This window comes from Acidiphilium sp. PM (genome assembly GCF_000219295.1).
Classification (GTDB): Bacteria; Pseudomonadota; Alphaproteobacteria; order Acetobacterales; family Acetobacteraceae; genus Acidiphilium; species Acidiphilium multivorum.
This window is the reverse complement of the sequence record NZ_AFPR01000110.1, coordinates 1-3,882: the sequence shown is the minus strand read 5'-3', so window position 1 is coordinate 3,882 and position 3,882 is coordinate 1. Positions and strand designations below refer to the sequence as shown.

At 67.0% G+C, this 3,882-nt stretch carries 4 protein-coding genes; 3 read left to right on the top strand and 1 reads right to left on the bottom strand.

Annotated features, from left to right (window positions below):
• On the bottom strand, nucleotides 1-667 hold a 667-nt coding region (locus tag APM_RS05630), incomplete at its 3' end, for a GAF domain-containing protein (RefSeq protein ID WP_007422392.1).
• Nucleotides 668-927: 260 nt separating this feature from the next.
• On the opposite strand from APM_RS05630, the gene APM_RS05625 reads away from it, so the two are divergent.
• From APM_RS05625 to APM_RS05615, 3 genes are read left to right on the top strand one after another with little or no spacing between them, the layout of a single operon-like run.
• A complete protein-coding gene (locus tag APM_RS05625; protein ID WP_007422391.1) occupies nucleotides 928-1,971 on the top strand; it encodes an NAD(P)-dependent alcohol dehydrogenase in 1,044 nt (347 codons plus the stop codon).
• Between the two features lie 58 nt (nucleotides 1,972-2,029).
• Nucleotides 2,030-3,046, top strand: coding sequence for an amidohydrolase family protein (locus APM_RS05620; protein ID WP_007422390.1), 1,017 nt, complete (start codon nucleotides 2,030-2,032; stop codon nucleotides 3,044-3,046).
• Nucleotides 3,046-3,822 carry a metal-sulfur cluster assembly factor gene (locus tag APM_RS05615; protein ID WP_007422389.1) on the top strand — a complete coding sequence of 259 codons (777 nt, stop codon included), beginning with the start codon at nucleotides 3,046-3,048 and terminating at the stop codon, nucleotides 3,820-3,822. The genes APM_RS05620 and APM_RS05615 overlap by 1 nt, the downstream gene beginning before the upstream one ends.
• The last annotated feature ends 60 nt before the right edge of the window (nucleotides 3,823-3,882 follow it).

Sequence of the window (3,882 nt, the reverse complement as noted above, 5' to 3'; positions counted from 1 at the left end):
TTCCGTGGATGGCGAGCAGCCGCTTGCCGGCGAGGCGGGCGCGGAACAGCCGCGCCTCGATCTCCGCCGCGGCGAGGGCGACGATGGCGCGCGCGTTCGGCGCATAGGCCTCGCTGAAGCAGGTCGCGTCCAGCACGCCCGCGAGCGTGCGGTCGGGCAGGAAGATGGGTGCGGCGATGCAGCTCAGCCGCTGGTGATGGGTGAAGAAATGTTCCGCCCCGCGCACCGCGATCCGCTGCCGCGAGGCGCTCGCCGTCCCCAGCGCGTTGGTGCCGACCAGCGATTCCTCCCACACCGTCCCCGGCACGATGCCGAAGGCCTCGATGTCGCCGCGCCGCCCCTCGCTCACCAGCGAGTCGATCAGCACCCCGTCAGGATCGGCGAAGGCGAGCACGAAACTGTCCCGCCCGAGCTGGCGGTGCAGCGCCTGCATCTCGGCGCGGGCGAGGCGCCTTGCGGTTTCGTGCGCCGCGCGGTGGCGTTCGAGCTCGTGCTGCTCGATCCGCCCGACATTCGGCGGATGATGCGGGTCCAGCCCGGCATCGAGGCAGCGCCGCCAGCTCGCGGCGATCGGCGCGGCCAGCAACCCTGCCGGAATGGCGCGCCCCAGCTCGAGCAGCGAGCGCGCCTGCGCAAGACGGGAGTCGGTGGCACGATGCGCCAGCATGTTTCCTCCGATAGCCTTTTGCCATCCGGGCCGCGTCGGGCAACCCGCCAGGTGCTTTAACTGGTCTTCAGCGGACCCTTTTCCAATATGGAGGTTATACGGGCACGGGCCGCAACGGAACACTTGTTTTCCGTCGCTGTTGCGGAATGGAACATGAACGGCCTCGTCCCTTTGGCGAAGCCCGCGGAATCCCGCCGCTCCGCGCGCTGGCACGATCGATGCAGCATCCCCCTCACCAAGGAACCAGGGGGAACCGCGCCATGAAAGCCGCCGTGCTGCACGGATACGACGAAAAGCTCACCGCACCCGACTTCGTCACCTACGAGGACGTGCCCGAACCGCAGATCCGCAACCCGACCGACGTCATCGTCCGCATCGGCGGCGCCGGCGTCTGCCGGACCGACCTGCACATCATCGAGGGCGTCTGGCGCTCGAAGGTCGATCTCAAGTTCCCGCACATCATGGGCCACGAGAACGCCGGCTGGATCGAGGAGGTCGGTTCCGCCGTCACCCACCTGAAGAAGGGCGACCCGGTGATCTGCCATCCGCTGATCACCTCCGGCCACTGCCTCGCCTGCCGCCGCGGCGACGACATGCACGCCGAGGAAAGCGAATTCCCCGGCATCAACTGCAATGGCGGCTATGCCGAGCTGCTGCGCACCGGCGCGCGCTCGATCATCAAGCTGCCGAAATCGCTCGCGCCGAAGGATGTCGCCCCGCATACCGATGCCGGGCTCACCGCCTACCGCGCCGCGAAGAAGGCCTCGCGCCACCTGCTGCCCGGCCAGTTCGCGGTGGTGATCGGCGCCGGCGGCCTCGGCCATATCGGCATCCAGGTGCTGCGCGCGATGTGCGCCGCCCGGATCATCATCGTCGACCGCGCCGACATGGCGCTGCACCTCGCCCAGGAATGCGGCGCCGATTTCGCGGTGAAGGCGGACGGCTCCGAGCTCGACGAGGTGATGCGCCTGACCGGCGGCAAGGGCGCCGAGGCGGTGATCGACTTCGTCGGCGAGGGCGACGCCGTGGCGAAAGGCCTCGCGATGACCCGCGACGGCGGCTACTATTACATCGTCGGCTATGGCGGGAAGATCGACATTCCCACGATCGACATGATCACCTCCGAGAAGACCATCGTCGGCAACCTCGTCGGCACCTATCCCGAGCTGATCGAGCTGATGGCGCTCGCTGACCAGGGCAAGGTGACCCTCGCCACCCGCGAATACCGGCTCGACGAGGCGAATGCCGCCCTGCACGACCTGCATCACGGCAAGGTCCGCGGCCGCGCCGTGCTGATTCCCTGAACGAAGCGAAAAAAACCAGCGCTCACCACGTCAAATCCGAAGGAAGGAAACGGATCCAGTGTACACCACGAAAGACGGCGAAGAGATCTTCATCATCGACGGCCACGTCCATCTCTGGGATGCCAGCCCCGAGAACATCAGGAACATTCACGGCAAGCAATTCATCGACTGCTTTTATGGCTACCACGCCTCGCTCTCCCCGCCGGAGCAGCTCTGGACGCCGGAGAAATTCGCCAAATACGGCGCCGAGCAGATGGTGCAGGACCTGTTCATCGACGGGCCGGACGACATGGCGATCTTCCAGCCCACCTACCTCAAGGATTTCTACAAGACCGGCTTCAACACGCTCGAACAGAACGCGGCGCTGAAAACCCGCTACCCCGACCGCTTCATCCTCAACGGCGCCTTCGACCCGCGCGACGGCGAGGGCGGGCTCGAAGCCCTCGAAGCCATGGCCGAGATCCACAAGATCAAGGGGGTGAAGCTCTACACCGCCGAATGGAAGGGCGACAGCCGCGGCTACAAGCTCTCCGATCCCGCCGCCTACAAGTATCTCGAACGCTGCGAGAAGCTCGGGATCAAGAACATCCACGTCCACAAGGGCCCGACCATCATCCCGCTCGACCGCGACGCCTTCGACGTCGCCGACATCGACCATTGCGCCACCGACTTCCCCAACCTCAACTTCATCGTCGAGCATTGCGGCCTGCCGCGCCTCGACGATTTCTGCTGGATCGCGGTGCAGGAGAGCAACGTCTATGGCGGCCTCGCCGTGGTGCTGCCCTTCATCCACTCGCGCCCCGGCTATTTCGCCAAGGTGATGTCCGAACTGCTGTTCTGGCTCGGCGAGGACAAGATCCTCTTCGGCTCCGACTACGGGATCTGGACGCCGCGCTGGCTGGTCGAGCGCTTCATGAGCTTCGAGATCCCCGACGAGCTGGTGAAGGAGACCGGCAAGCAGCTCACGCTCGAGGGCAAGAAGAAGATCCTCGGCGAAAACGCCGCCCGGCTCTACGGGGTCGACATCGCCGCCCAGAAGGCCAAGCTCGGCCGGATGGCGCCGGTGGCCGCGTGATGTCCATGCTCAAGGCGCGCACCGACGAGGTGCGCGCCGCTCTCGATCAGGTGACCGATCCGGAACTTGACGAGAGCGTGGTCGAGCTCGGCTTCGTCACCGGCATCGACATCGCCGAGGACGGCGCCGTCAGCGTCGGCTTCCGCCTGCCCACCTACTGGTGCGCCGCCAATTTCTCCTACCTCATGGCCGCCGACATGCGCGATGCTGTCGCCGCCCTGCCCTGGGTCACGCGCGCCGATGTCCGGCTCGACGAGCACATGTTCATCGACGAGATCAACAACGGCGTCGCCGAGGGCAAGGATTTCGCCGATGCCTTCCCGCAGGAGGCGGGCGAGAACCTCGCCGGCATCCGCCGGCATTTCGGCCTGAAATCCTTCGAGCGCCGGCAGGAGGCGCTGCTCCGCCACCTGCTCGCCGCCGGCCACGATGCGCAAGCCTTCCTCGATCTCACGGTCGAGGGTCTCGAACGCCTGGCGCTGGACGGGGAGGGGCCTGCCCTGCGCGCCCGCTACCTCGCCCGCCGCCCGCTTGCCGGCGGCGAGGATCTCGCCTTCGTCACCAGCGCCGGCGAGCGGATCATGCATGAAACGCTGATCGTCTATCTGCGCCACATCCGCCGCGTCGGGCTGAACGCCGAGTTCAACGGCGCGCTCTGCCGCGGCCTGCTCGCCGCCCGCTATGGCGAGGCGCCGTCAACCCTGCCGGAAGAGCCGGGCCTCGCCGACTTCATCCGCCAGGGCGTCGCCGGCAGCGATCAGACGGCGCGGCCGTAATAGATGGCCGAGACATGCGTGGCCTCGGCGAAGAACAGCCAGCGCTCGGCGAACAGGCCG

Excerpts from the sequence above, each read along its gene's own strand:
- APM_RS05625 (WP_007422391.1), top strand. The coding sequence starts at position 928 with ATGAAAGCCGCCGTGCTGCACGGATACGACGAAAAGCTCACCGCACCC.
- APM_RS05615 (WP_007422389.1), top strand. The coding sequence starts at position 3,046 with ATGTCCATGCTCAAGGCGCGCACCGACGAGGTGCGCGCCGCTCTCGAT.